Raw genomic sequence first — 25079 nt, forward strand, 5'->3', positions numbered from 1 at the left:
ACGAACGCTTATGGAATATACGATTCTGATTCTGTTGCTGCCCTTCGTGAGCTTCCTGCTGCTGGGACTCGCGGGCATGAAACTCCGGCCCGTGGTGGCGGGGGCCATCGGTACGGCGGTGCTGGCCGTGGTGGCCGTGCTGAGCTACCTGACGGCCTGGGAGTATTTCTCGGCCGGACGCGACGCCGCAGGCCTCTTCCCGACCCTCATTCCGTGGAATACGGTCTGGCTGCCCATCTCGGGTGATCTGCACATCGACCTGGGTGTGCTGCTCGATCCGATCTCGGTAATGATGCTGGTGGTGATCTCCACCGTGTCGCTCATGGTCCACATCTACTCGTTCGGCTACATGAAGGGCGAGCGGGGCTTCCAGCGCTACTACGCCTTCCTGTCGCTCTTCACGATGAGCATGATGGGGCTGGTCGTGGCGACGAACATCTTCCAGATGTACCTCTTCTGGGAGCTGGTGGGCGTCAGTTCCTACCTGCTGATCGGCTTCTACTACACGAAGCCCGAGGCGATCGCCGCCTCGAAGAAGGCCTTCATCGTGACGCGCTTCGCCGACCTGGGCTTCCTCGTCGGCATCCTCGTCTACGGCTACTACGCCGGGACGTTCACTTTCACGCCCGCCGCCGCGACGCTGGCCGCCGCCGGGGTGATGATCCCGCTGGCGCTGGGTCTGATGTTTGTCGGCGGTGCGGGCAAGAGCGCCATGTTCCCGCTGCACATCTGGCTGCCCGACGCCATGGAGGGCCCGACACCCGTTTCTGCGCTGATCCATGCCGCGACGATGGTCGTGGCCGGTGTCTACCTCGTGGCGCGGATGTTCCCGCTGTTCATCGGCTACGCCCCCGAGGTGCTGCACTGGACGGCCTACATCGGTGCCTTCACGGCGCTGTACGCCGCCGTGGTAGCCTGCGTGCAGAGCGACATCAAGCGCGTGCTGGCCTTCAGTACCATCTCGCAGATCGGCTTCATGATCGTGGCGCTGGGCGTCTGCACGTCGAGCGACCCCCACACGGGCGGTCTGGGCTACATGGCCTCGATGTTCCACCTCTTCACCCACGCCATGTTCAAGGCGCTGCTGTTCCTCGGTGCCGGCGCCATCATCCACGCCGTACACTCGAACGAGATGTCGACGATGGGCGGCCTGCGCAAGTACATGCCCCTGACGCACATCACGTTCCTCGTGGCCTGTCTGGCCATCGCCGGCATCTGGCCCTTCAGCGGTTTCTTCTCGAAGGATGAGATCCTGACGGCCTGCTTTGCCTTCAGCCCCGTGATGGGGTGGGTGATGACGGCCATCGCCGGTCTGACGGCCTTCTACATGTTCCGCCTCTACTATGGCATCTTCTGGGGCCGCGAGAACCGCGAGCTCCACGCCGAGCATACGCCCCACGAGGCCCCCTTCACGATGACGCTCCCGCTGCTGATTCTGGCTGCGGTGACCTGCGTGGCGGGCTTCATCCCCTTCGGGCAGTTCGTCTCGTCGGACGGCCTCCCCTACACGATCCACATCGACGGCCGTGTGGCGACGCTGAGCCTCTGCGTGGCCGTCGTGGCCATTGCGCTGGCCACGTGGATGTACGCCCGTGAGAAGCAGCCCGTGGCCGACCGTCTGGCCGAACGTTTCAGCGGTCTGCATCGGGCGGCCTACCACCGCTTCTACATCGACGAGGTGTACCAGTTCATCACCCACCGCGTGATCTTCGCCTGCATCTCGACGCCGATCGCCTGGTTCGACCGTCACGTCGTCGACGGCTTCCTCAATCTGCTGGCCTCGGCCACGAACGGTGTCGCCTGCCTGATCCGCGGCATGCAGAGCGGCAGTGTGCAGCGTTACTGCATCTGGTTCATGGGCGGTGCGTTGGGACTGACGATCCTGATTCTTTTAATCTGCTAATCGGAACACGTTATGAATATCTTATCCCTGTTTCCTGCCGTACCCCTGGTGATGATGCTGGGGTTGTGGCTCTCGAAGTCACGGCGGCAGATCCATACCGTGATGGTGGTGGGATCCACGGTGCTGCTGGCGCTGGCCGTATGGCTCGTTTTCCACTACCTCGGCCTGCGTGAGGCGGGTGAAACGGCCCAGATGCTTCTTACGGAGAGCGTCATGTGGTACGCCCCGCTCAACATCCACTATGCCGTGGGTGTCGACGGCATCTCGGTGGCCATGCTGCTGCTCTCGGCCATCATCGTCTTTACGGGCACCTTCGCCTCGTGGCAGATGCAGAAGGACGTCAAGGCCTATTTCCTGTGGTTCTGTCTGCTGAGTGTCGGCGTCTTCGGATTCTTCATCTCGGTCGACCTCTTCACGATGTTCATGTTCTACGAGGTGGCGCTGATCCCGATGTATCTCTTGATCGGCGTCTGGGGCAGCGGCCGCAAGGAGTACTCGGCCATGAAGCTGACGCTGATGCTCATGGGCGGTTCGGCGCTGCTGCTGATCGGCATCCTGGGCATCTATTTCGGTGCCGGTGCCACGACGATGAACGTGCAGGAGATCGCCGCCCTGCACAACATTCCGATCCAGCTGCAGCGGATCTGGTTCCCGCTGGTCTTCATCGGATTCGGCGTGCTGGGGGCCCTGTTTCCCTTCCACACGTGGAGCCCCGACGGTCACGCCTCGGCCCCGACGGCCGTCTCGATGCTTCACGCCGGCGTGCTGATGAAGCTGGGCGGCTACGGCTGCTTCCGCGTGGCGATGTACCTGCTGCCCGAGGCGGCGCACGAGCTGAGCTGGATCTTCATCATCCTGACGACCATCTCGGTGGTCTACGGCGCCTTCTCGGCCTGCGTGCAGACCGACCTGAAGTACATCAACGCCTACTCGTCGGTATCGCACTGCGGTCTGGTGCTCTTCGCCATTCTGATGATGAATACCACGGCCTCGACGGGCGCCATCCTGCAGATGCTGAGCCACGGTCTGATGACGGCGCTCTTCTTCGCGCTGATCGGCATGATCTACGGCCGTACGCATACGCGTGACGTGCGTCAGCTGAGCGGTCTGATGAAAGTGATGCCCTTTCTGGCGGTGGGTTACGTGATCGCCGGTCTGGCGAACCTCGGACTGCCGGGCCTGAGCGGCTTCGTGGCCGAGATGACGATCTTCAATGGCGCCTTCATGAACGACGATACGTTCCACCGCGTGGTGACCGTCATCGCCTGCACGTCGATCGTCATCACGGCGGTCTACATCCTGCGCGTCATCGGACGGATCCTCTACGGCACGTGCCAAAACCCCGAACATCTGAAACTCTCCGACGCCACGTGGGACGAACGCTTCGCGGTCATCTGCCTGGTTGTGGCCGTCGCCGGTCTGGGCCTGGCCCCGCTGTGGGTGAGCGACATGATCCGCGGCAGCGTCTCGGAACTCATTGCACACATCTTGAGTTGATAAGCGTATGGATTACACCTCGATATTTCCGCTGATGCGGGCCGAACTGACCCTCACGGCAATCCTTGTTCTCGTCTTCCTCTACGACCTGATCGCCGGCGAGCGCGGTCACCGCTGGTTCTCGGCCGTGACGTGCGTGCTGCTGCTCGTTCAGGTGGCGGTCAACTTGGTCCCGGGTCCCGAGGGCGAACTCTTCGGCGGGATGTTCCGCACGGTGCCGATGGACGGCGTGGTGAAGAGCATCCTCTCGATCGGTGCGCTGATCGTCTGCCTGCAGGCCGATCAGTGGCTGCGGCGTGAGGACACCCGCCACAAACAGGGCGAATTCTACATCCTGACCCTCTCGACGCTGCTGGGCATGTACTTCATGATCTCGGCGGGCCACTTCCTGATGTTCTTCATCGGACTCGAACTGGCCTCGGTGCCGATGGCCTGCCTGGTGGCCTTCGACAAGTACAAGCACCACTCGGCCGAGGCCGGTGCGAAATACATCCTCTGCGCCCTCTTCTCGAGCGGTCTGATGCTCTTCGGCATCTCGTTCCTCTACGGCACGACCGGTACGCTCTATTTCGACGACATGGCGCCCCGACTCGACGGCTCGCCCCTCGAGATCATGTCGCTGGTCTTCTTCTTCTCGGGCCTGGGCTTCAAGATCTCGCTCGTGCCGTTCCACCTCTGGACGGCCGACGCCTACCAGGGCGCTCCGACGACCGTGACCTCCTACCTTTCGGTCGTCTCGAAGGCTGCGGCCGCGTTCGTGCTCTTCACGACGCTGGTCAAGGTCTTCGCCCCGATGATCGAGCAGTGGCAGACGCTGCTGTGGATCGTCACGGTGCTGAGCATCACGGTGGCCAACCTCTTCGCCCTGCGGCAGAAGGATCTCAAACGCTTCATGGCCTTCTCGTCGATCTCGCAGGCCGGCTACATCATGCTGGCCGTCATCGGCGGCAGTGCGCTGGGCATGACCTCGCTGGTCTTCTACGTGCTGGTCTATCTGGCGGCCAACCTGGCGGTCTTCGGCGTGCTGTCGACCGTCGAGCAGCACACGGGCGGCAAGGTCTCGCTCGAGGACTACAACGGCTTCTACCGCACGAATCCCAAACTGGCCGTGATGATGATGCTGGCGCTCTTCTCGCTGGCGGGCATTCCGCCCTTCGCGGGCTTCTTCTCGAAGTTCTTCGTCTTCGCGTCGGCCTTCAAGGCGGGTTTCTACGTGCTGGTCTTCATCGCCCTGCTCAATACGGTCATCTCGCTCTACTACTACCTGCTGATCGTCAAGGCGATGTTCATCACCCCGTCGGACGAGCCGATTGCCACTTTCCGCAGCGATACCTGTACGCGCATCAGCCTGGCTCTGTGCATGGCCGGCGTGCTGCTGCTGGGTGTGGTAAGCGCCGTTTACGACGGAATCAATACCCTCTCCTTCGGACTCTGATCCGGGAGGATCGCTCAAAGAGGCGCAACCCGTTGGGGTTGCGCCTCTTTTTTGTACGGCCGGAGATCGTATTTTGTGCGGTGCCGGCCGGATATTGCGGAATTTGCCCTATTTTTGCCTCACGAAACCGCTTGTAACCGCTCGAAATCATGCTGCTTACCCTCTTGCGACGGATCTCCGTCCGACAGATTCTGGTGGCGGGATGCCTGGTGACCCTGCTCTATGCGCTGCTGAGCCGGGGCGTCTACCACTCTGACGAACACTACCAGATCCTCGAATATGCCCACATGAAGCTCTTCGGAACCCCGACGGTCGACCATCTGGCCTGGGAGTATCCGCTGCAGATGCGCTCCGGCGTGCAACCCTTCGTGGCGTGGGTCGTCTGCCGCGGGCTGACGGCCGCCGGCATCTGGTCGCCGTGGCTGGCCGTGACGCTGCTGCAGCTGTTGAGCGGTCTTCTGTCGGTGGTCGTGATGCTCTTCTTCTGGCGTACGGTGCGCGGCGGACTCTCTGAAGCACAGAGCAAGTGGTTCCTGCTGACGGGCTTTTTCCTCTGGTTTATGGCCTATCTGCACGTCCATTTCAACGCCGAGATGCTCTCGGGCAATCTCCTGCTGCTGCTTGCGGCGCTGACGATCCGTTACCGCCGCAGCGACTCCCGGCAGGAGTTCCGTTGGGGACTGGCGCTCGGAGCCGCGGCCGGGGCACTCTTCATCGTCCGCTATCAGGCGGGTTTCGCCCTGCTGGGCTACGGCATCTGGCTGTTGTGCTTCAATCGCCGCTGGCGGCTCTATGCCGGCATGGTGGTGGGGGTTGCGGTGCTGTTGGCCGTCGGGATGGCGGCCGACCGCTGGCTCTACGGCGAGTGGGTCTTCGCCCCGTGGAACTACCTGCAGGAGAATATCCTCCATGCCCGGATGGATCTGTTCCGCCACGAACCCTGGTGGTACTACCTGACGGCCCCGGTGTTGGAGGGCGGCATCTTTTTCGGACTGCTGGCCCTCGTCGCGACGCTTGTCTTCTTCTGTCGCCATCCTCGCCACGTCGTCACCTGGATGCTGATTCCCTTCCTGCTCATCCACTTCTTTTTGGCCCACAAGGAGATCCGCTTCTTCTTCCCGGCGCTCTTCTTCGTGCCGTGGTTTCTCGTCGATCTGTTCCGCGGACAGGGCGAACGCTTCTCGCGGCGCGGCTGGCAGTGGGTGCTGGGCGTACTGGCGGTGCTGAACCTCGGCGCCATGGTCTACAATCTGGCGCAGACCACGCCGGATATCAGCTTTTACTGCATGCTGCGTGACTATTGCCGCGGTCGGGGCGAGGTTGTGGCGCTGAACCTCGCCGAGGAGACAACCTACTGCAGCCGCATGCAGCACTTCTCGGGCGAGCCCCGCGTGACCGAAGCGCGCTTCTACCTGCCTCGGAACCTCGACCTGCGCCACTGCGCCACATCGGCCGAACTGGAGGCCGCGGCGCAGCAGCTTACGGCCGCCGGACGGCAGGTGCTGATCCTCTCGGCGGATTCCGGTCTGGCGGACCACTCACCGCTGACGCTGCGCAAAATCAACTGGAGCCCCTATCCCGCGTGGGTGGTGCGCTACTTCAACTTCAACGACTGGACGCGTTATGCCGTCCGTTCGAAAAATGCCTATGAGATGGTGGAATCCCCGGTAGACTCCGCAGATCGGGAGTCGGGGCGTCGGTAGGGGATGCTCCGGCGGTTCGTTTTTCCGCCTTTGGTCGGGCGCCGGCCGGGCGTCTTGTCACCGGTCGTCCCGAACGGGGAAGAGTTCGCCTTCGGCCCGGGGCGTGTTGCGGCGTTCGAGAGCCAGCAGACGCTCCTTGATGGCGATTCCGGCGGCGTAGCCCGTCATCGAACCGTCGCTGCCGATGACCCGGTGGCAGGGGATCAGAATGGCGATCGGGTTGCGGTTGTTGGCCATCCCGACGGCCCGTGCTGCCCGCCGGCGGCCGATCTGTTCGGCAATCTGGCCGTAGGTGCGCGTCTGGCCGTAGGGGATGCTCCGCAGGGCCTGCCAGACCTGCCGTTGGAAATCGCTCCCGCCGGGATCGAGCGGTAGGGTGAAGTCGCGCCGCCGCCCGGCCAGGTACTCCCCGAGCTCTTCGGCTGCACGGCGCAGCAGCGGCGGAATTTCCGATCCGGCCGCGTGCCCCGGTTCTCCGGCCGCGCATGTCACCCCTTCGCCGGGCGTGCGGACCTGCATGCCTCCGGCCGCGCATCCCGGTTCTCCTGTTGCGCGTCCCGGCTTTCCGGCCGCACATACTGCCCCGGCTGCGCAAGTTGCATTCTCGTCGGTCCGCAGTGCCGCCTCTCCCGTGTACATCACTCCTCCGTCGGCCCGCAATTCCGCCCCTCCCGCAACAAGCTCCGCCCCGGCGGGGATCTCACTGCCGAAGCTCAGCCCGACGATCGCCTGCTCCGAGGCCGTGAGCGTCATCCGCCCCAGCGGGGTGGCGATATGCAGCGACCGGATCATAGATGTTCGAGCGTATAGTCGATCATCTTCTGCCGCACGTGGCTCATGGCGTCGGGCATCATCGAGTGGTTCTGGTCCGGATAGACCATCATGTCGTACTGCTTGCCGGCACGGTTCAGCGCGCGGGTCATCTCGACCGTATTCTGGAAATGGACGTTGTCGTCGGCCGTGCCGTGGATGATCAGCAGCCGCGTGCGCCGGTCGTCGAGCATCTGTGCGAAGTGGATCGGCGAATATTTGTCATACCCGTCGGCATTGAACTGCGGGAGGTTGTTGTAGATTTCGGTGTAGATCGTGTCGTAGTAGCGCCACGAGGTGACTGGCGCCACGGCAATCGCCATGCGGAACAGCCCGTGGCCCTTCAGCGCGCAGCTCAGGGCCATGAACCCGCCGTACGACCAGCCGTAGATGCCGATGCGCGCCGGGTCGATCCACGGCTGCGAGGCCATGTAGCGGGCCAGCGAGAGCTGGTCCTCGACCTCCAGCGCACCGAGCCGTCCGTAGGTCTGTTTCTTGAATTTCTCGCCCCGGAAGCCCGTTCCGCGGCCGTCGGCGCAGACCACCACGTAGCCCTTTTCGGCCAGGGCATCCTCCCAGTCCATCGACCAGCGGTCGGCCACCTGCTGCGATCCCGGGCCCGAGTACTGCGTCAGCAGCACGGGGTAGCGCTTCGCGGGGTCGAAACCGCGGGGCAGCACTCGATAGGCGTTGAGCGTGTCGCCCCGCTCGGTCGTGAAGCGGAAGAACTCCTTGACGGGCTGCTGTCGGGCCGCGAGCTCGTCGCGCAGCGCGCGGCTGTCGGCCAGCGTGCGCAGAGGCCGCCCTTCGGCATCGCACACCTCGGTGAGATTGGGCGTCGAGGCGTTCGAGAAGGTGGTGATAAAGTAGCGCATGCCGGCGCTCGGCGCGACGGTGTAGTACCCTTCGCCCTGTGTCAGACGCTGTTTGTCGCTGCCGTCGAGGCGCACGCTGTAGAGGTTGCGGCGCAGGGGCGAGGTCTCGGTCGAGAGGTACCAGACGCGTTTGCCGTCCGTGCCGACCACCTGCGTTACCTCCCACTCCCCGCGGGTCACCTGTTCGAGCAGTCCGCGGCGCAGGCTGTAGAGGTAGAGGTGCATGTAGCCCGTATGGCTCTCCTGCCGCACGAGGAAGCGGTCCCGGTCGACGAACGTGACCGTCTGGTCGTCAACCCGCTCGACATACTGCTGCGTGCGTTCCTCGTAGACCGTGCGCTGGGCGCCGTGGGGCTCGCAGACCACCATCTCGAAGGTGTTCTGGCGGCGGTTCAGGCGGAAGTACCACGGCCGCCCGTCGGGGGTCCAGCCGATGCGCGGAATGTACTGGTCGCTCTCGGGACCCGTCTCGAGGCGCTGTTTGGCGCCGGTTGCCAGGTCGACGACCCACAGTTCGACCGTCGAGTTGCGCTCGCCGGCCTTCGGGTACTTGAACGAGAAGGCCCGGTTGTAGAGCTTGCCGTCGTAGCGCATCATCTCCATCAGCGGCACTTGGCTCTCGTCGAAGCGCAGGAAGGCCAGGCGGCTGCCGTCGGGCGAGAAGGCGTAGGCCTTCGTCGTGCCGAACTCCTCCTCGTAGACCCAGTCCGTCGTGCCGTTGATCACCTCGTTCCAGCGGCCGTCGTCGGTCAGACGGCGGGTTTGCCGCGTCTCGAGGTCGTAGGCGTAGAGGTCGTTGCGGTCGGAGTAGATGATGCGCCGTCCGTCGGGCGAGAACGAGGCGTCGCGCGGTGCCTCGGCCTCGCGCAGAATCGGCGTCAGCCGTCCGTCGCGCAGGAGCGTATAGCTTGTCGTGTAGGAGTGGCGGTAGATCGGCTGCCGCCCCGAGGCGATGAGGATCGACCGCTCGTCGGGCGAAAGCTCGTAGTCCGAGATCGTGAGGTTGGGCGTCGGCGTCGGGAGCAGGCTCTCGCCCGCTCCCGCCTCGGCGTAGGCGTAGCGGCGGATGTCGTTGCCCTCGAGGCGGGTGTAGTGCTCGCCGTCGTTCATCGAGCGGATGCCGCGCACCGTCTCGTTCAGCGCCTTCAGACGGGCGATTTCGGCATATTCGTTACCGGCCGAGGCGCGGCCGGCCGTAAAAAGAAGCGTCGCGCCCAACAGCAGGGAGGCTGTGCGGCGCGTGCTTCGGTTGGTCGGGTTGTTCATCGTGTTGCGGAGTGTTCTGGTGAGGTGTTGCCGGCAGGCGGGTTGCGGGATCAGATGTCCTCGACGTCGAAGTCGTAGCCCAGGCGTTTGCCCGTCACGAATTTCGAGTTGTCCATCTTGGTGTTGAACTGGTCGACCGTCACGCGTTTGTTCTCCTCGTAGGGAGGCATCAGCAGGTCGAAGTCGAGCGAGTAGGCGATGGCCGCCTCCAGCACGTCGACCAGCGCGTCGCGGTCGATCTCCTTCTTGCCGAAGTTCATGGCACGCATTGAGGTCTGCTGCTTGCCCTCGACGAAGTAGCAGCGTTCGCGGTTGATGAAGATCCGCCCGATGAGATAGCCCTCGTCGGCGTTGCGGTTGAACTTGAACGAGTCGGAGAGGAAGTTGTAGATGTTGATCAGACCGCAGTAGGAGTTCTCCTGGTCGGCCTGCACGTAGGGATTCTGCCAGATGAGGTGGTTGGCGTCGAACTCGAAGATGTCGGTGTGCATCTGGAAGATCAGCAGGTCGTTGGCCACCTGCAGTTGGGCCTCGAATTTACCGCGGTCGCGGTATTCGAGCCGCACGCGGCGGTCGAGTTTGCCGTCCAGTTCGTCGTCCATCTCCGCGGCGATTTCGAGCAGCGTCTCCTTCAGCAGGTTGAAGGCGGCGAACGTATTGTCGAAAACCTTCTGTTTGAGGTTCGATTTGCGGATGATCGTGTCGAGAATCCGGGTTCTCAAGGGGGTTGTTTCCATAAGGTATGGTATGTCGTTGGTTTTTGCGGTATTCGGGTGCGGGGTGTCGTCCGGCGGTTTCCGGGGCTGTTGTCCGGGGTCCCGGCTGCTGCACGGCCGCCCTGTCTGCCGGGGTTTATTTGATGCGCAGCCGGCGGCCGGCTTCAAGCTCTTCGCCGGGCTTGAGCCCGTTGAGCCGCTCGATCGACCGCGTGCGGATGGCGTAGGACTGTCCGACGGCGTAGGCCGTTTCGCCCGGGCGGCAGATGTGGTGCTGGGCATTGCCCTCCCAGCGCTTCTTCTTGCGCTCGATGTAGACCACCTCGCCGGTCATCGGCTGGGCCTTCTTGTCCTTCAGGTCGTTGAACCGCCGCAGGTTGCGTGCCGAGATGCGGAACTTGCGGCCGATGTTCTCGAAGGTGTCGTTCTCCTTGGCCGTGACGTAGTGCACGCCGTTGGTCATGTAGACGTTGTAACCCTCGTGGGCGTTGATCGTCACGCGGTAGTTGTCCGGATCGACGGCCGCCTCGGTGCGGGCGACCTCCTCGACGCTCGACTGCGACGAGAACCACTCCTCGGGGTTGCGCTCCAGTCCGAAGCGTGTGGCGTAGAGCCGCTCGCCGTCGGGACGGTCCAGCAGGTAGAGCTGGCTCTCCTCGATGATGCGGATCAGCCGCTGGGCGTAGTCCGGAGCCGTGGCGTAGCCGGCGGCCTTCAGCCCGCGGGCCCAGCTCTTGTAGTCGTCCGAGGCGTAGGCGAAGAGCGAGTCGTAGCGGGGCTGCGAGTCGAGGAATTCGGCGTGGTCCTCGTACGAGGCCTCGACCGAGGGGTAGGCGCGGAAGCATTCGCCCTTGGCGTCGTCGTCGTGGTAGACGCGCTCGCCCTTCCAGCCCGTCTTGCACTTGATGCCGAAGTGGTTGTTCGACTTCATTGCCAGGAGGCTGTTGCCGCAGTCCGACTCGAGGATTCCCTGGGCCAGGGTGATGCTGGCCGGGATGCCGTAACGCTCCATGTGTGCCACGGCGATGTGCATGTATCGGTCGACATACTCCTCGCGGGTCTGGCGCACCTGGGCCCTCAGGCCGAGGGCGAATCCCAGGAGGATTCCCGTCAGGAGTATTGCTTTTCTGGAAATATTCATTATCTTTGTTTGATGATTACCGACAAAGGTATAATTTTCCGCTGAAAATAGCAATAATCCCATAAAACCGAACCTATGTTTACCGAAAACGCGAACCGCATTTTCAACCGTTCCATCGAGGATTACCACCGCTGGGACGATGTGGACCACCCGATCGAGAATCCGTTCGAGGCGGGGACGATCGACCACCTGCTCTACCACAAGAACTGGATCGACACCGTGCAGTGGCATCTGGAGGACATCATCCGCGACCCGGCGATCGACCCGGTGGAGGCGCTCCGGATCAAGCGGCGTATCGACAAGTCGAACCAGGACCGCACGGACATGGTGGAGTATATCGACTCCTACCTGCTGGACAAGTACCGGGATGTCCGCCCGGCGGCCGATGCACGGCTCAATACCGAGACGCCGGCGTGGGCCATCGACCGGCTGTCGATCCTGGCGCTGAAGATCTACCACATGGCTCGCGAGACCGAACGTACGGATGTCGACCAGGCTCACCGCGATGCCTGCCGCCGCAAGCTCGACGTGCTGCTCACCCAGCAGGTCGACCTTTCGCGGGCCATCGAGGAGCTGATCGAGGATATCGAGGCGGGACGCAAGTACATGAAGACCTACAAGCAGATGAAGATGTACAACGACCCGTCGCTGAATCCCGTGCTCTATGGGCAGAAAAAGTAACGGCCCGCTGCCCCGTCACCTGCTGGTACTGCGCACCTCGGCCATGGGCGACGTGGCGATGCTGCCCCATGCCCTGCGGGCGCTGTGCGCGGCCTGCCCCGATCTGAAGGTTACGGTGGCGACGCGGCGGCTCTTCTATCCCTTCTTCGAGGGGCTTCCGGTCGATTTTCTCGAGGTCGACACGAAGGGTGTGCACCACTCGCTGCGGGGAATGTGGCGGCTGGCGGCCGAGGCCCGGCGCCTCGGCGTGGATGCCGTGGCCGACGTCCACGACGTGCTGCGCTCGAAGGCTTTCCGCCTCTCGATGCGGCTGCACGGCATCCCGACGGCCCATATCGACAAGGGCCGCGCCGAAAAACGCCGCTTCATCCGTACGGGCGGTCGTGGCATGAAACCCCTGCGCCATACCGTGTTGCGCTATTGCGACGTCTTCCGGCAGCTGGGCTTCACGTTTCCCGATCCGACGCCGGCACCGCATCGCACCCTCGAAAACCCTTTCGGGCCGAAGCAGGGTCGCTGGGTGGGCTTCGCCCCCTTCTCGGCCCATCGGGGCAAGACCTATCCCGAGGCGCAGGCCCGGGAACTGGTTCGTCTGCTTGCGGAGCATTTTGACCGGGTCTTCATCCACAGCGGCGGGGACACCGAGAAGACCTTTGCCGAGGAGATGGAGCGGACGTATCCCAACGTGACGGCGCTGGCTGGCAAGCTCCGGCTGGATGGCGAGATGGCCCTCGTCTCGAATCTCGACTGCGTAGTGGCGATGGATTCGCTGGTCATGCATCTGGCGGCGCTGGTCGGCACGCCGGTAGTGTCGATCTGGGGCGCCACCCATCCCGGGTTGGGATTCCTGGGATTCGGCGCACCGGAGGAGGGCATCGTGCAGGCCGACTGCGATTGCCGCCCATGCTCGGTCTTCGGCAACAAGCCTTGCCGTTTCGGCGACTGGCACTGCCTGACGGCCATCACGCCCGAGATGGTCACCGATCGGGTCGAGCGGCTGATCGGCCGGCCGTAACGACTTTCCGACGACGGGACAAAAAAACGTTGCAGATAGCTGCAACGTTTTTTTTGTGAAAGGACTCCTCGGGGTTACTTCGCCACGGAGGCGGAGTCGGCCCGGACGCTTCCGGATGCGGCGGTATCTCCGGCCGGGTTCTGTTCGGTCTCCACTTGTCCGTCCCCGGCCGCTTCGGCCTCTGCGGCGGGCATCTCCGGTCCGGCGACCTTCGTGAAGACGACCTCCGTCCCCTCGATCGTCATCTGCAGACGCCCCTCGGCATCCCGGGCGATGACGCCCGTCTGCGAGAAGTCGAAGCTTGCGCCGTTGCCGACACTGCGACCCCGGAGCAGAATTTTGTCTGCCTCGTCCAGCAGTTCCCAGCCCGAATAGAGCAGCGTGGCCGAGTTAATCGAGACGGCCTCGCCCTCGACGCGGATTTCGACGCCCATCGTGAACTCGGGGTGCTCCTCGTTGTAGAGCATCCACCGCCCGACGGCCTCGGCATAGGTGGGGTTGGTCGAGACCTTCAGGGCGTCGGCCCCGTCTTCGAGGCGTCCGCGGTACTCCACTGCCACCGGAGCTCCGACGAGCAGTCCGTAGGCTTCGCTGCGGTCGGCATCGGCCAGCGAAAAGGTGTAGGTCTGCTCGGAGGAGAGGTCCTGTACCGTGACCTGATTCATCGAGGCGTCGGTGATATGGCCCGTAAAGGTCCCGGGCACCCGTTCGCCGCAGGCTGCGGCTCCGAGCAGGGCCACGGCCGCGATCCACATACTCTTTTTCATCATCTTTGCGGTTTTGAAATTTCCGGCTGCAAAAATAGCGAAAATTCCCGATTGTGTTCACCTGACGCCATTTACCGCGTGCGATTTACTGCTTTCCGCTGCGGATGTATTCGTCGATGGCCCGTGCGGCCTTGCGGCCGGCACCCATGGCCAGGATCACCGTGGCGGCTCCCGTCACGGCATCTCCCCCGGCGAAGACCCCCTTGCGCGAGGTGGCGCCGTGTTCGTCGGCCGCAATGCAGCCGCGGCGCGTGGTCTCGAGTCCGGCGGTCGTCGAGGCCAGCAGCGGGTTGGGCGAGGTGCCCAGCGCCATGACCACCACGTCGCAGGCGATCTCGAACTCCGAGCCCGGTTTGACTATCGGCGAGCGGCGTCCGCTCTCGTCGGGTTCGCCCAGCTCCATCTCCACACAGCGTACGCCGCGCACCCAGCCGCGCTCGTCGCCCAGCACCTCCGTGGGGTTGGTCAGCATCCGGAAGCGGATCCCCTCTTCGCGGGCGTGGTGCACCTCCTCGGCGCGCGCCGGGAGCTCCTTCTCCGAGCGGCGGTAGACGATCGTGGCATCGGCTCCGAGCCGCCGGGCCGTGCGCACGGCATCCATCGCCACGTTGCCGCCGCCGACCACCACGACGCGCTGTCCGACGTAGATCGGCGTGTCGTACGTCCGGTCGTAGGCGTGCATCAGGTTCGTACGCGTGAGGAATTCGTTGGCCGAGACCACGCCGTTGAGGTTCTCGCCCGGAATGCCCATGAAGCGGGGCAGTCCGGCCCCCGAACCGATGAAGACGGCCTCGTAGCCCTCCTCGTCCATCAGCGAGTCGACCGTGACGGTGCGGCCCACGATGACGTCCGTTTCGATCTCCACGCCCAGCGCCTTCACCTCCTCGATCTCGCGCTCCACGATGCGCTGCTTCGGCAGCCGGAACTCCGGAATGCCATAGACCAGCACACCGCCCGCCTCGTGCAGCGCCTCGAAGATCTTCACCTCGTAACCCATCCGGGCCAGGTCGCTGGCGCAGGCCAGTCCGGCCGGGCCGCTGCCGATGATGGCCACCTTGTGGCCGTTGCGTGCGGCGGGAGCCTTCGGCGCCGTGCCGTGTTCAAGTTTCCAGTCGCCGACGAAGCGCTCCAGCTTGCCGATGGCCACCGGCTCGCCCTTGATGCCGAGGATGCACGACCCCTCGCACTGCGTCTCCTGCGGGCAGACGCGGCCGCAGATCGAGGGCAGCGAACTGTCCTGCGCGATGACGTCGGCGGCCTCCTGCAGCCGGCCTTCGTGCAGCGCCGCGATGAAGTCCGGGATGTGGATCCCCACGGGGCAGGCCTCCACGCAGCGGGGTTTCTTGCAGTGCAGGCAGCGCGACGCCTCAAGCATCGCCTCCTCCTGATTGTAGCCGTAGCAGACCTCCTCGAAGTTGGTCGCCCGGACGGCCGGATCCTGTTCGCGCACCGGCACGCGCGGTATCTTGTTTGCCATAGTCGTCCTCTGTTATTTGTCCAAACCGATTCTGCATACGTGTCCCGCCTCGCGCTCGGCCTCGATGGCCGCGGCGCGCTGCTCCTGGGTGCGGTACATCCCCTGACGACGCATCGCCTCGTCGAAATCGACCTCGTGGCCGTCGAACTCCGGGCCGTCGACACACGTGAAGCGTGTCTGCCCGCCCACCGTCACGCGGCACGCTCCGCACATGCCCGTGCCGTCGACCATCAGTGCGTTGAGCGACACGGTGGTCTTGAGGTTGTACTTGCGGGTGGTCAGGGCCACGAACTTCATCATGATCATCGGTCCGATGGCCACGCACTCGTCGTAGTGTTCGCCGCGCTTCTCGATGAGCTCCTCGATCAGACCGGTGACCATCCCCTTGAACCCCTCCGAACCGTCGTCCGTGGCGATGTAGAGGTGGTCGGCTACCTGGCGCATGGCGTCGGTGTAGATCAGCATGCGGCTGCTCTTGGCGCCGATGATCACGTCGGCCCGCACGCCGTGCTCGTGCAGCCACTTGACCTGCGGATAGACCGGAGCGGTTCCGACGCCTCCGGCCACAAAGAGGTAACGGCGCGTGCGCAGCTCCTCGAGGGGCGTGTGGACGAACGCCGAGGGGCGTCCGAGCGGGCCGGCCAGATCGGCCATCTCCTGCCCCTGCTCCAGGGCGCAGATCTTGCGGGTCGAGGCTCCGATGGCCTGGATGACCAGCGTGACGCTGCCTTCGGCGGCATCGTAGTCGGAGATCGTGAGCGGGATGCGCTCGCTGTGCGAGTCGGCCCGTACGATGACGAACTGCCCGGGTTGGGCGGCATGCGCCACCCGCGGGGCGAGGATCTTCATCAGCCAGATTCCTTCGGCAAGGAGTCTTTTTTCAAGAATGGGATACATATATATGTCAGCTTTGTGTGTGCTTTGTTGCTACTCTTCGATGATGGCCGTCACGCGGATGCGCCGCATCGGACGCACGGGGTCGTTGGTCACCACGACCAGGTGTTCGCTCACCACGCCGTAGTCCTGCGAGCGGGGGTCCAGCATCACCTCGGCGCGGAACGACTCCCCCGGAGCGATCCGGATGCCCGGCCGGAGGGTCGTGGCGACATGCCCCTCGCCCTCGACGGCCCGCAGGATCAGATCGGCCGTTCCGGTGTTCGAAACCCGGAAGGCGAGCCGGTGTACCGCATCCGTTCGTTTCAGGCTTCCGAATTTAAGGATATTTTCCGAGAATTCGCAGAGCGGGGCCGTTTTTTCCGCTGTTCCGGCATCGGCATCCACCCCGATGCCGTGGGTGACGAGTACCGTACCGTTCGTGCGGCCGTCGACCAGCGGCTCCAGCGCATCGCGGATCGTGCCGTAGTGCGGCTGTGCGGCGGGGTTGAGGTAGGCGACATTGATCGAGGCGCGCTGGCCGGGGGCGAGCTCCCCGGGGGCCTCGAGGCGGAGCAGTCCGCTGGCATGGAGCGGACGCAGTTCCAGCCGGACGCTCTTTCGGGAGGTGTTGATGCAGCCGAAAGCGCCCTGCACGTGCTGACCCGCCCGTATGTAGGCAAAGGTGTTGAGTGTCGTGGTGAGCCGCACGCCGCCGCCCGCATCGACGGGGTAGAGCTCCTCGATGCTCTTCGGCCGCGGGGTGACCTTGCCGCCGATGGTGAGGGTGGCGATCTTCTGCCGCTGGCTCGAGTAGACGGTCAGATCCTTCGAGAAGACGCCGGGGCGGTTGGCCGGATCGAAGGTGACGGTGATCTCGGTCTTCTCTCCGGGCAGGATCGGGCGCCGCGAGAAGCGGGGTGCCGTACATCCGCACGAGGTCACCACGTCGAGGATCACCAGCGGGCTGTCGCCGCGGTTTTCGCCCGTGAAGGTGTGGCTCACGCGTCCGTCGACCTCGCGGATCGTGCCGAAGTCCCACGTCGCGGGCTCGAAGACCAGTTTCCCTTGGGCGAATCCCGTGACGCTGCATAACAGCAACAGTATGAACGATATGGTTCGTTTTCGCATCTTTGGAGTCGTTGTTCGAATTTTTGCAAAGATACTTTTTTTGCAAAAAAAACCGGCGAAAATTTTGCAGGAATGAATTTTTGCTATACATTTGCACCACGAAAACGGTAGAACACCGCTTCGAATGCCTGAATAGCTCAGTTGGTTAGAGCACATGACTGTTAATCATGGGGTCCTAGGTTCAAGTCCTTGTTCAGGCGCAGATGCGCGAGGGTTGCGTAAAGGTTCTTTCAGAAACACGCCTGCAAGGGGCGGCCGATGAGAGACGTGGGGGGGAGAGACAAGAGGTCGGAAGATGAGTAATCGTCAGGACCACTCTCCAATGAATCCCGGTCTCGAAACGGAATACCGGAAAGCTCGCTGTTGACAACAACGCGGCGCGATCCGTTGAACGGAAGAGGTCGTCAGGCCATCGAAAGTTTGCCTTTGCAGTCCCAAGCCATTTTTAAGGGAGCTTAGCTCAGCTGGTTCAGAGCGTCTGCCTTACAAGCAGAGGGTCGGGGGTTCGAATCCCTCAGCTCCCACAAAGCCGCCACATCGTCAAGAGGTGGCTTTTTTGTCGGCCTTGGTGCCGCTTATATATATCCCCGCTTTCCCGAAAGGGAGAGTCTTCGGGAGCTTAGCTCAGCTGGTTCAGAGCGTCTGCCTTACAAGCAGAGGGTCGGGGGTTCGAATCCCTCAGCTCCCACCAAAACGCCGCTTCATCGTGAGGCGGCGTTTTTTTTGTCTGCCCGTGTCTGCCTTGGCCTTGCCGCCCGGCTATCGGTCCTCCAGCCCCTCCAGCTCCGCCCGGCTCGACCCTCCAGCTCTGCCTGGCCCGACCCTCCAGCTCTGCCTGGCCAGCCCCTCCAGCTTCGCCCGGCCCGACCCTCCAGCTCCGTCCGGCCCGACCCTCCAGCTCTGCCCGGCCACCCTGCCGGCCCGGCCTTGGCTATTGCCGTTGTCCGCTTTGCTCCTCTGACGTGCCGGCATCCGTTTCGGACGCTCCCGGATGGCGGTGCCCTTTCTCTTTGTATGCTTCCTCTGGCAGTGATTTTGCTCCGGGAGGATGATCGCGGATTTTGTCGATTTGGACCTCGGGTCGGGACAATCCGCCCTGAAAATGTGTATCTTTGCCGTATGAATGCGCTGAAAATCCACATCCTGTCGATCTTGGCGATCCTCCTCTTTGCCCTGGCGGCATCCGATGTCCGGGCCCAGTCAAACTCCTATCCCGTCAGCGGCCGGGTCATCGACCGTCTGAGCCGTCAGCCGGTCCCTTATGCGGCCGTGGTGCTGGCCGGGCAGGAGCGTACGGGCGTTTCGACCGATTCGCTCGGTCGTTTCCGCTTCGAACACGTACGGCCCGGCATCTGGCGGCTGACCGTCTCGTCGGTGGGTTACAAGAGCTGCACGACGCCCGAATACCGGGTTTCGGCGGCCACCCCCTTCATTGAGGTCGAACTCGAGGAGGATGCCACGCAGGTCGAGGCCGTGACGGTGCGTCCGTCGCCCTTCCGCGTGACGACCGAGAGCCCCGTCAGTCTGAAGGTCATCGGCATGCAGGAGATCGAGAAGAGCCCCGGTTCGAACCGCGACGTATCGCGCATCGTCCGCTCCTATCCGGGCGTGTCGTTCTCGCCCGTGGGCTACCGCAACGACCTGATCGTGCGCGGCGGCGGACCCTCGGAGAACAAGTTCTACATGGACGGCATCGAGATCCCGAATATCAACCACTTCGCCACGCAGGGCGCCACGGGCGGCCCGGTAAGCATCGTCAATGCCGACCTCGTGCGCGAGATCAGCTTCTATACGGGCGCTTTCCCCGCCGACCGGGCCGGGGCGATGAGTTCGGTGCTCGACTTCCAGTTGCGCGACGGCAATCCTGAGAAGCAGACCTTCAAGGCGACGCTGGGCGCCTCGGAGGTGGGGGTGAGCGGCAGCGGCCACATCGGGCGGAAGACCACCTGTCTCTTCTCGCTGCGGCAATCCTACCTGCAACTGTTGTTCAAGATGCTGGGGCTGCCCTTCCTGCCGAACTACATCGACGGACAGGTGAAGGTCAAGACGCGCCTTTCGGAGCGTGACGAACTGACGGTGCTGGCGCTGGCCGGCATCGACAACATGAAGCTCAACGTCGACGAGGAGGGGGAGAATGCGCAGTATCTGTTGAGCTACCTGCCGCGCATCCAGCAGGAGACCTTCACCGTCGGCGCCTCGTGGCGTCACTACGCCGGCCGCCACGTGCAGACCGTGACGCTGAGCCACAACTACCTGAACAACCGCAACCTGAAATACCGCAACAACGATTCGTCGAGCGAGGAGAATCTGACGCTGCGGCTGCGCTCCGTCGAGCAGAAGAGCACGCTGCGCGGCGAAAACCGCACCTACCTCGGATGCTGGAGCGTGCGCGAAGGGGTCGAGCTGACCTGGTCGAACTATACGGACCGTTCGTTCCAGCGGCTCTATGTCGCCGACCGGACGCGTTACTCGAATTACGACACCCGGCTGGGGATCCTCGGCTGGGGGGCCTTCGTCTCGGCCGAGTACATCTCGCTGAACAAACGGCTGAAGGCCTCGGCCGGACTGCGCACCGACGGCTGCGACTATTCGGGACGCATGGCCCGCTTCTGGGAGCAGCTTTCGCCGCGCGGCTCGATCTCCTATGCGCTGAGCGATGCCTGGTCGCTGAGCGCCGCCGCCGGACTCTACTACCAGCTGCCGCCCTACACGGCGCTCGGCTTCAAGCAGGAGGGGGCGCTGGCCAACCGTTCGCTGGAGTACATGCACGTCGCAACGGTCAGCGTCGGAGTCGACTGGCGCCACCGCGACCGGCTGATCGTCTCGCTCGAGGGCTTCTTCAAGCGTTACGGTGAGGTGCCGCTGTCGCTGGCCGACGGCATTCCTCTCGCATGCAAGGGGGCTGATTACGGCACGGTGGGCAACGAGGCGCTGGTCTCCTCGGCCCAGGGACGGGCCTACGGGGTGGAGGCGATGGCCCGGTGGCAGATTCCCGGGCGGTTGAACGTCGTGGGGTCGGTGACCCTCTATCGTTCGGAATATCGCAACAACGTCTCGGCGCCGTGGATCGCCTCGGCCTGGGACAACCGTTTCGTGGTCAACGTCAGCGGCACCTACGATTTCCCGCGCAACTGGAGCTTCGGCGCCAAGCTGAGTGCCGTGGGCGGCGCCCCCTATACGCCCTACGATCTGGACAAGTCGTCGCTCGTCACGGCCTGGGATGCTCAGGGGCGCCCCTACTACAATTACGACTTTTACAATGCCGAGCGGCTCGACGCCTTTGCACAGCTGGACGTCCGGCTGGACAAGGTATTCTACTTCAAACACTTCATGCTGGGGTTCTACGTCGATCTGCAGAACGTCACGGTGAGCAAGTTCCGTTCGCCCGACGTCTGGATGTCGACCGGTGAGATCGAAAATCCGGAGGCTCCGGTCGAACAGCAAAGGTATAAGATGAAGCGGATCGAGCAGGTGAGCGGTACGCTGCTGCCGACGCTGGGGCTGACGATCGAGTTTTAGGGGCAGCGGGTCGAAAGATGCGAACGGCACGTCGGGGCGTCTGTGCATCTGTGGGTGCAGGGTGCAACGAGGTGTCTGCCTGCGGGCGCAACGGGATGTTCGTCTGTGGACGCAACGGGGTGTCTGCGTGGGGCGGATTGGAACTGTCTTGCGGCACACAAAAACAGCAGGGAATCTCGCGACTGCCTGCTGCCTTCGGAGGTTGCCCTCCTAAACTACTAACCCAAACTTAAATAAATGAAGAAACCTCACTGCGGTTGCTGACCCGCAGCTGACTCTTCAAAGAGCAAAGCGTGTGCCAAAAGAGAGCCGCCGGCGGAATTCGATCCGTCGGCGGCTTTTCGGTGTATCTTTGGGCCTGTTTCGTGTGTGCTTTGTCCGAGGACCCTTTTTTTTCAGGGCCTCTTCCGGGCGTTTTCCTTCAAGAAGCGGCCTCCCGTGTTGGCGTAGATCACGGCCCCGATCGCCCCGATCACCAGCCAGATTGTTGCGGCGAGCCACAATCCCCGTCCGGGCCACAGCGAGTCGGCCCCCATCACGAGCATGCAGGCGGCGCAGTAGAGCATCAGCCAGCCCATGAAGCGGCACAGCGCCCGTTCGTCATAGCGTTCGCGCTCCTTCTTCGGCATCGTGTTGTAGCCGGCGATCAGCCACGCCCCGCGTCCCGCGAGCAGGAAGCCGCCCATCACGACGAAGAGCAGAAAGAGCACGCCGCAGACGATCAGGTCGCTGTTCATGGTCCGGCGGCGTTAACAGCGGAAGACGCCCGTATAGGTCATCGGCGAGAGGGCGCGCAACTCCTTCTTCACCTCTTCCGAAACGTTGAGCGTCTCGATGAAGTCGGCAATGGCCTCATGCGTGATGTGGGCGTTCGTACGCGTGAGGGCCTTCAGCGCCTCGTAGGGTTTCGGGTAGCCCTCGCGGCGCAGGATCGTCTGGATGCCCTCGGCCACGACGGCCCAGTTCTGCTCCAGATCGCGCTCCAGCGCGTCGCGGTTGAGGATCACCTTGCCCAGTCCCTTCATCAGCGACTGCAGGGCGATCATGGCGTGGGCCACCGGAACGCCGATGTTGCGCAGTACGGTCGAGTCCGTGAGGTCGCGCTGCAGGCGCGAGACGGGGAGCTTCGACGAGAGGTGGCTGAAGACGGCGTTGGCGATGCCGAAGTTGCCCTCGGCGTTCTCGAAGTCGATCGGGTTGACCTTGTGGGGCATGGCGCTCGATCCGACCTCGCCGGCTTTGATCCGCTGCTTGAAGTACTCCATCGAGATATAGGTCCACATGTCGCGCGAGAGGTCGATCAGAATGGTGTCGATGCGCTTCATGTTGTCGAAGATGGCCGCCAGGTTGTCGTAGTGCTCGATCTGGGTGGTGTACTGCGAACGGCAGAGCCCCAGCCGCTCGTTGACGAAGCGGTTGGCGAAGGCCACCCAGTCGATCTCGGGATAGGCCGCATGGTGGGCGTTGAAGTTGCCTGTGGCGCCGCCGAACTTGGCCGGAATGGCGATGTCGTGGAGCATGACGAGCTGCTTCTCGAGGCGTTCGACGAAGACCGAGAACTCCTTGCCCAGCGACGTGGGCGAAGCGGGTTGTCCGTGGGTGCGGGCCAGCATCGGCACCGTGCGCCACTCGCGGGCGAACGACGCCAGCTTGTCGCGCACCTCCTCGACGGCCGGGTAGTAGACGCCGGTCATGGCCTCCTTGAGCGAGAGCGGAATGGCCGTATTGTTGATATCCTGCGACGTGAGGCCGAAGTGGACGAACTCCTTGTAGCGTTCGAGTCCCAGGGCATCCATCTTCTCCTTGATGATGTACTCGACGGCCTTGACGTCGTGGTTCGTAACCGCCTCGATCTCCTTGACCCGTTGGGCGTCGGCGTCCGAAAAATCGGTGTAGAGTCTGCGCAGTTCGGCAAACTTTGCGTGGTCGATGTCGCGGAGCTGGGGGAGCGGAAGCTCGCACAGGGCGATGAAATATTCCACTTCGACGCGGATTCGATAACGAATCAGGGCCTGTTCGGAAAAATAATCCGCCAGTTTTTCCGTTTTGTTCCGGTAGCGCCCGTCGACGGGCGAGATGGCAGTCAGTGGCGTTAACATATTTGGGATGAGATTTGTTTTCGAGCACCAAATTTACGACATTTAATTGAATTACGCATAATTTTCGCTACCTTTGCAAAGATAAACTCCCCGGCGTGCGGCTTGCACGCTCTTTGCGGGGAAGGCTTGAAAACCTGGAAACCGGAGAAGACATGAACTTCCTGATGGCGATCATCGACTCGGTGGTGGGCTTCGTGCGGCGCAATCCGTTCACGACGTTCATCATTCTGTTTCTGGCTGTCGCAGCCCCGGCGGTACTCAAGGGTATTGCACTCTTCATACTCTATTTCATCATGGGACTGATTCTTTTGATTCTGGTGCTGATGCTGGCCTTCCGCTGGCGGCTCTACCGGGCCCGCAAGCAGATGGAGGAGCAGTTCGGCAGCGGGTTCGACCCCCGACAGGGCGGTTTCGGCTCGCCCTTTGCCGCGGGCAACGAACCCCGCGGCGGCCGCGAAGGCGAAGTGCGGGTGCACAAAACACCCGGCGCCCCCGAAAAACGCGTCTCGAAGGACGTGGGCGATTACATTGATTTCGAAGAGGAGAAAAACTGACCATGCTGCGGGCTTTCGGACTCATAGGACGCTATTTCATCCTGATGGGAAAGGTCTTTTCCCGTCCGGAGAAGGCCGCCATCTACCGCCGCCGGATCCTCTTCGAGATGGAGTCGCTGGGCATCAACTCGATCGGTCTGACGGCCATCATCTCGATCTTCATCGGCGCGGTGATCACCCTGCAGATGTCGATCAACCTCGATTCGCCCTTCATCCCCAAGTCGCTGATCGGCTACGCCACGCGCGAAACGATGATCCTGGAGTTCTCGTCGGCGGTCGTGGCGCTGATCCTGGCCGGCAAGGTCGGCTCGAGCATCGCCTCCGAAATCGGCACGATGCGCATCACCGAACAGATCGACGCCCTGGAGATCATGGGCGTCAATTCGGCCTCGTACCTCATTCTGCCGAAGATCGTCGCCGCGATGATCTTCTTCCCCTTCCTGACGATCCTCTCGATCCTGATCGGCGTGCTGGGCGGCTGGCTCATCGCCGCCGCCACGGGCATCATGATCCCGGCCGACTACGTCGACGGCCTGCTGATGGACTTCAAACCCTACTCGATCACCTACACGTTGATCAAGACCGTCTTCTTCGCCTACATCATCACCTCGATTTCGGCCTTCTTCGGCTACAACGCCCGGGGCAATTCGCTCGAGGTGGGTGTCGCCTCGACGCGGGCCGTGGTCGTAAGCTGCGTGGTGGTGCTGCTCTTTGACCTGATTCTGACTCAAGTGCTGCTGATATGATACGTGCCGAACATATCGTCAAGTCGTTCGACGGACGGGTGGTCCTGGACGACATCTCGGTGGAGTTCGAGACCGGACGGACGAACCTGATCATCGGTCGCAGCGGTTCGGGCAAGACCGTGCTGCTGAAGACCCTCGTGGGGCTGCACGAACCCGATTCGGGCGACGTGTGGTACGACGAGGTGAACTTCACGCGGCTGGGTTTCCGCCAGCGCAAGGAGATCCGCAAGGATATCGGCATGATCTTCCAGGGCGGGGCGCTGCTCGACTCGTCGACCGTCGAGGAGAACGTCAAGCTGCCGCTCGACCTGTTCACCTCCCAGAGCGAACGCGAAAAGCTCGAACGCGTGAACTCCTGTCTGCGCCGCGTGCGGCTCGATAATGCCAACCACCTCTATCCGGCTGAACTGTCGGGCGGCATGATCAAGCGCGTGGCCATCGCCCGGGCCATTGTGATGAATCCTCGCTATCTCTTCTGCGACGAGCCCAACTCGGGCCTCGATCCGCAGACCTCGATCGTCATCGACAACTTGATTCACGAGATCACCCACGAATACGGCATGACGACGATCATCAATACGCACGACATGAACTCCGTGATGGAGATTGGCGAGAAAATTGTTTACATCCACCAGGGGCGCAAGTGGTGGGAGGGGACCAAGGAGGAGATCCTCCATGCCGACAACCGCGAGCTGAACGATTTCGTCTTCGCCTCGGCCATGGCCAAGCGCGCCAAAGCGGCCGCCAAGTAAGGACCGGGCCGGGAGGCGGCGGCAGACCGGACGAGGGGCGGCGACAGGCGGATGACCGTCGGGGCGAGGAGACTCAGGATGCCGGTTAACCGTCCGGGAGAAGGGACGTCGGATGTCCG

The 25079-nt window shown here is 63.1% G+C and carries 20 protein-coding genes and 3 tRNA genes; 13 read left to right on the top strand and 10 right to left on the bottom strand.

Going from position 1 to position 25079, the window contains the following annotated elements; all coding sequences use genetic code 11:
- Positions 1-10 precede the first annotated feature (10 nt).
- The 4 genes from nuoL to B5E60_RS07190 all read left to right on the top strand — a co-directional run bounded on the left by nuoL (position 11) and on the right by B5E60_RS07190 (position 6538).
- Positions 11-1903 carry an NADH-quinone oxidoreductase subunit L gene (gene nuoL / locus B5E60_RS07175; RefSeq protein WP_087310761.1) on the top strand — a complete coding sequence of 631 codons (1893 nt, stop codon included), beginning with the start codon at positions 11-13 and terminating at the stop codon, positions 1901-1903.
- A 12-nt stretch (positions 1904-1915) separates the two neighbouring features.
- Positions 1916-3400 (top strand): complex I subunit 4 family protein, encoded by a 1485-nt coding sequence (locus B5E60_RS07180; protein WP_087310763.1) that lies wholly within the window; start codon positions 1916-1918, stop codon positions 3398-3400.
- A gap of 7 nt (positions 3401-3407) precedes the next feature.
- Positions 3408-4835 (top strand): NADH-quinone oxidoreductase subunit N, encoded by a 1428-nt coding sequence (locus tag B5E60_RS07185; RefSeq protein ID WP_087310765.1) that lies wholly within the window; start codon positions 3408-3410, stop codon positions 4833-4835.
- Between the two features lie 149 nt (positions 4836-4984).
- Positions 4985-6538: a hypothetical protein gene (locus B5E60_RS07190; protein ID WP_087310767.1), complete on the top strand. Its 1554-nt coding sequence runs from the start codon at positions 4985-4987 to the stop codon at positions 6536-6538.
- Positions 6539-6595: 57 nt separating this feature from the next.
- Here B5E60_RS07190 and B5E60_RS14210 read toward each other — a convergent pair whose 3' ends face one another.
- The 4 genes from B5E60_RS14210 to B5E60_RS07210 form a co-directional block, all read right to left on the bottom strand.
- Complete coding sequence (locus B5E60_RS14210; RefSeq protein WP_239403265.1) at positions 6596-7330, bottom strand: methylated-DNA--[protein]-cysteine S-methyltransferase; 735 nt, start codon at positions 7328-7330, stop codon at positions 6596-6598.
- Positions 7327-9489, bottom strand: a complete 2163-nt coding sequence (locus tag B5E60_RS07200) for a S9 family peptidase (RefSeq protein WP_087310769.1) — start codon at positions 9487-9489, stop codon at positions 7327-7329. The genes B5E60_RS14210 and B5E60_RS07200 overlap by 4 nt, the downstream gene beginning before the upstream one ends.
- Positions 9490-9539: 50 nt before the next feature.
- Positions 9540-10226: a hypothetical protein gene (locus B5E60_RS07205; protein ID WP_087310771.1), complete on the bottom strand. Its 687-nt coding sequence runs from the start codon at positions 10224-10226 to the stop codon at positions 9540-9542.
- Between the two features lie 115 nt (positions 10227-10341).
- A complete protein-coding gene (locus B5E60_RS07210) occupies positions 10342-11346 on the bottom strand; it encodes a glucosaminidase domain-containing protein (RefSeq protein WP_087310773.1) in 1005 nt (334 codons plus the stop codon).
- Between the two features lie 75 nt (positions 11347-11421).
- Between B5E60_RS07210 and B5E60_RS07215 the strand changes: the two genes are divergently transcribed.
- Positions 11422-12027, top strand: coding sequence for a DUF4254 domain-containing protein (locus B5E60_RS07215; RefSeq protein ID WP_087310775.1), 606 nt, complete (start codon positions 11422-11424; stop codon positions 12025-12027).
- Positions 12011-13042, top strand: a complete 1032-nt coding sequence (locus B5E60_RS07220; RefSeq protein WP_087310777.1) for a glycosyltransferase family 9 protein — start codon at positions 12011-12013, stop codon at positions 13040-13042. Before B5E60_RS07215 ends, B5E60_RS07220 begins: the two co-directional genes overlap by 17 nt.
- A 74-nt stretch (positions 13043-13116) precedes the next feature.
- Here B5E60_RS07220 and B5E60_RS07225 read toward each other — a convergent pair whose 3' ends face one another.
- The 4 genes from B5E60_RS07225 to B5E60_RS07240 all read right to left on the bottom strand — a co-directional run bounded on the left by B5E60_RS07225 (position 13117) and on the right by B5E60_RS07240 (position 17290).
- Positions 13117-13809, bottom strand: a complete 693-nt coding sequence (locus tag B5E60_RS07225) for a lipocalin family protein (protein WP_239403266.1) — start codon at positions 13807-13809, stop codon at positions 13117-13119.
- A gap of 85 nt (positions 13810-13894) precedes the next feature.
- Positions 13895-15286 (bottom strand): NADPH-dependent glutamate synthase, encoded by a 1392-nt coding sequence (gene gltA / locus B5E60_RS07230; RefSeq protein ID WP_087310781.1) that lies wholly within the window; start codon positions 15284-15286, stop codon positions 13895-13897.
- Positions 15287-15298: 12 nt separating this feature from the next.
- The gene (locus B5E60_RS07235) at positions 15299-16183 is read right to left on the bottom strand and encodes a sulfide/dihydroorotate dehydrogenase-like FAD/NAD-binding protein (protein WP_087310783.1); all 885 of its coding nucleotides are present in this window, start codon (positions 16181-16183) and stop codon (positions 15299-15301) included.
- Positions 16184-16213: 30 nt separating this feature from the next.
- Positions 16214-17290 carry a DUF1573 domain-containing protein gene (locus B5E60_RS07240; protein WP_087310785.1) on the bottom strand — a complete coding sequence of 359 codons (1077 nt, stop codon included), beginning with the start codon at positions 17288-17290 and terminating at the stop codon, positions 16214-16216.
- A gap of 126 nt (positions 17291-17416) precedes the next feature.
- Here B5E60_RS07240 and B5E60_RS07245 point away from each other — a divergent pair.
- The 4 genes from B5E60_RS07245 to B5E60_RS07265 all read left to right on the top strand — a co-directional run bounded on the left by B5E60_RS07245 (position 17417) and on the right by B5E60_RS07265 (position 20809).
- Positions 17417-17490: transfer RNA gene (locus B5E60_RS07245), tRNA-Asn, on the top strand.
- A gap of 249 nt (positions 17491-17739) precedes the next feature.
- Positions 17740-17814: transfer RNA gene (locus B5E60_RS07250), tRNA-Val, on the top strand.
- Between the two features lie 89 nt (positions 17815-17903).
- A tRNA-Val gene (locus B5E60_RS07255) sits at positions 17904-17981 on the top strand.
- Positions 17982-18409: 428 nt separating this feature from the next.
- Positions 18410-20809 (top strand): TonB-dependent receptor, encoded by a 2400-nt coding sequence (locus B5E60_RS07265; RefSeq protein WP_087310789.1) that lies wholly within the window; start codon positions 18410-18412, stop codon positions 20807-20809.
- A gap of 395 nt (positions 20810-21204) precedes the next feature.
- On the opposite strand, the gene B5E60_RS07270 is transcribed toward B5E60_RS07265, so the two are convergent.
- Together B5E60_RS07270 and purB are read right to left on the bottom strand one after the other, a co-directional pair.
- Entirely contained in the window at positions 21205-21546 is a 342-nt protein-coding gene (locus tag B5E60_RS07270) for a DUF3784 domain-containing protein (protein WP_087310791.1), read from the bottom strand.
- A gap of 12 nt (positions 21547-21558) precedes the next feature.
- Positions 21559-22908 carry an adenylosuccinate lyase gene (purB, locus tag B5E60_RS07275; protein ID WP_087310793.1) on the bottom strand — a complete coding sequence of 450 codons (1350 nt, stop codon included), beginning with the start codon at positions 22906-22908 and terminating at the stop codon, positions 21559-21561.
- Between the two features lie 152 nt (positions 22909-23060).
- On the opposite strand from purB, the gene B5E60_RS07280 reads away from it, so the two are divergent.
- From B5E60_RS07280 to B5E60_RS07290, 3 genes are read left to right on the top strand one after another with little or no spacing between them, the layout of a single operon-like run.
- Entirely contained in the window at positions 23061-23462 is a 402-nt protein-coding gene (locus B5E60_RS07280; protein ID WP_087310795.1) for a DUF4834 family protein, read from the top strand.
- A 2-nt stretch (positions 23463-23464) separates the two neighbouring features.
- Positions 23465-24208: an MlaE family ABC transporter permease gene (locus B5E60_RS07285; RefSeq protein WP_087310797.1), complete on the top strand. Its 744-nt coding sequence runs from the start codon at positions 23465-23467 to the stop codon at positions 24206-24208.
- Positions 24205-24960, top strand: a complete 756-nt coding sequence (locus B5E60_RS07290) for an ABC transporter ATP-binding protein (protein WP_087310799.1) — start codon at positions 24205-24207, stop codon at positions 24958-24960. Before B5E60_RS07285 ends, B5E60_RS07290 begins: the two co-directional genes overlap by 4 nt.
- Positions 24961-25079 lie beyond the last annotated feature (119 nt).

The organism is Alistipes sp. An116, from assembly GCF_002161005.1.
GTDB lineage: Bacteria > Bacteroidota > Bacteroidia > Bacteroidales > Rikenellaceae > Alistipes > Alistipes megaguti.